The following is a 2,370-nucleotide window of genomic DNA, read 5'->3' as shown; positions in this document are numbered from 1 at the left end:
CGTCGGCGGTTCTGTCCGCGCAAAACTTTCACGCTCGAAAAGTTTCTCTACCAGCTCCACAAAATGCGGATGGTCGACACATCAGCCAGGCGACACCCGGCGGTTGCATTAATCATGGTTTCAGGTTCCCGATGAAGCCCGTTTCATCTTCCAGGCAACGTAAGTCCAGCCGTAAGCGCCCATCGCTGATACGGCCAATAATCGGTTTCGACAGTTCACGCAGGCTTTGGGTGAGCGCGCCCAGCGTGCTGCCACGGCTATCTTTGGGTGTAAACGTGAGGGCGGCACTCGACAGCCTGTCGACCGGCAACGATCCGCTGCCAATTTGCGATAAGCACGCCTCGACACTAACGGTAAATTGCTCGCCGAATTTGCTCTCAAAGGCAGGCTGCAGGCACTGGGCAAGCGCTGTGATTTCAGTGGCGTCGCGCGTGAGCAGGCGCAATGTCGGCAATCTTTCGACCAGCGTTTCCGGGTGTTGATAAAGGCGTAACGTCGCTTCGAGTGCAGCCAGCGTCATTTTATCGGCGCGTAATGCACGTTTTAGCGGGTGGCTTTGAATACGGGCAATCAGCTCTTTTTGCCGACGATAATGCCCGCCTGCGGGCCACCGAGCAGTTTGTCGATGGCGGGAAGCTGGCTGTATAAGTTGCGATCGGGTGTCATGGCAGGCCGCAGAGTGGTGAAAAATATAGCCTTAGTTTATAGGGGGAGTTGGCCCCCTGTCATGAGGGTTTCTGGTCGTTATGTGAGGACGGCATCTCAGGTAAGCCGATAGATTTGGCGTGAATTAATTTCATTCGCCACAAACGATTCAATTATTCGTATTTCAATTGAATTAGAAAGGAGCGTAGAATTAATTTTCTGAGGCTTAAGTATTGGAATTTAACATGGATGAAGAGCAACTAATAAAGCTAATGAATGAAAATGGATTTAATGAAAAGGAAGTGGGGAAGTTGTTGCTAACTGCTGAAAAGTATCCGGCTACGCTTGAATGGGTTGTGCGGGAGTTTGCGCGACACTTAAAAAATATAATTATTTCCTTACTAATTATAACAATTGTTTTTTACATTGCCATTGTGTCAGTAAATAGTGTCGTTTGGGGGGGCGTTATTTTCTGTATTTACTTAAGCGGATTGTTTCTGTTTTATAAGTCGTGCGCAATGTCTTGCATTATAAAATGCCGAAAATTCATGCGCGTCATTAAGAAAAAATATGCTGAGGCTGAACAGTGAGACAATTTTTTATCATAAATATTTTTGATTGAGGATAGAGTGTGAAAAACACCAATGTAATAGAACTTATGAAGAAAAATGGATTTTCTGACAAACAGATTTCCAGAATAGAAGAAGCTTCTCTTAAAGATCATTTATCACTTGAGATCACAATCATTCAGCTTTCAAAGAGATTTGTAACATTATCGGTGATGTTCATTTTACTTATAATACTTTCAATTGTAGCCCCAATTCTAAATGGAGATGAGAACTACCTCCAAATGACTTGCATAATGGTCATTCCCTTATTGTTTTTGATGAAACTCCTTGCTTTAGATTTATGTTTTAAGGCAAGGAGGGTGGCCAGGGATCTTGAACGATGATAGATATTTATTTCTCAATGGCTGGGTTGGACGGAAAATTATTATGAATGCTTTGTATGGTTAATCCATCCACACTTAATTCAAGAGTCAGGGCAGGAATGCTCATGGCTCTGAACCCCATAACTAAGTCAGCATTTAAATACTTAAACAGTCGCCATGAATCTGGTTTTGTGACAAAATAAAACAGACCTCTCGCTGAGGTTACCAAATCTATTCCGCCATAAATTAGATCGCCATAATGTCTTGGGTAGCCTAACATTTCAGCTCCGCCTTCATACGTTTTGGATAAAAATCCCTTGTGTTTAGGGTCTGAGTTAATAAAAGCTCCTGCGTTTTCCTGCATAGCATTGAATCCATGAAATGTGATAACTAGACCACAAAAAATAACTGGAATTCCTATAATTGCTCCGAGTCCTGTACTGCTAAGGGCGATACCTGTTCCAATAATATCAATCCCAACTCCAACCTCAGCAATTCCGCCGACGAACCCTACCTCTTTAACAAAATAGAACATAGTGTTTTGCTTTTTATGAACATCAACAACAGCATATTGCTTAGCTTTTTTTTGTCTTATCAATCCTTCTTGTTTTATTAAGTAGTCACGTTCTTGTTTTAATTCGTTTAGCGCCATCCCCTTTTGTTGAGAAGTATAATCGCCATTAATAATTTCTAATTTATTTGCAATGAAGAGAGATAGGTTATTCTTGAAATCTATTCTTACTCTCGGGTTTTGTATGAACTGAGCGGCAGTAAGCCCACTTTCAGTTACGGCA

The 2,370-nt window shown here is 42.4% G+C and carries 3 protein-coding genes and 1 pseudogene; 2 read left to right on the top strand and 2 right to left on the bottom strand.

Annotated features, from left to right (window positions below; all coding sequences use genetic code 11):
• Window positions 1–112 precede the first annotated feature (112 nt).
• Window positions 113–624 (bottom strand): annotated as a pseudogene (locus tag M977_RS09970) (aminotransferase class V-fold PLP-dependent enzyme); the annotation flags it as partial.
• 266 nt (window positions 625–890) lie between these two features.
• Between M977_RS09970 and M977_RS09965 the strand changes: the two are divergent.
• A complete protein-coding gene (locus tag M977_RS09965; RefSeq protein ID WP_064514535.1) occupies window positions 891–1,235 on the top strand; it encodes a hypothetical protein in 345 nt (114 codons plus the stop codon).
• Window positions 1,236–1,276: 41 nt separating this feature from the next.
• Entirely contained in the window at window positions 1,277–1,597 is a 321-nt protein-coding gene (locus tag M977_RS09960; protein ID WP_064514533.1) for a hypothetical protein, read from the top strand.
• Window positions 1,598–1,604: 7 nt separating this feature from the next.
• Here the strand turns inward: M977_RS09960 and M977_RS09955 are convergent.
• Window positions 1,605–2,370, bottom strand: a 766-nt coding sequence (locus tag M977_RS09955; RefSeq protein ID WP_064514530.1) for a DUF4225 domain-containing protein, incomplete at its 5' end; no start/stop codon positions are given.

It is taken from the genome of Buttiauxella gaviniae ATCC 51604 (genome assembly GCF_001654835.1).
GTDB classification, from domain to species: Bacteria; Pseudomonadota; Gammaproteobacteria; order Enterobacterales; family Enterobacteriaceae; genus Buttiauxella; species Buttiauxella gaviniae.
This window is presented reverse-complemented; position numbering and strand designations above follow the sequence as displayed.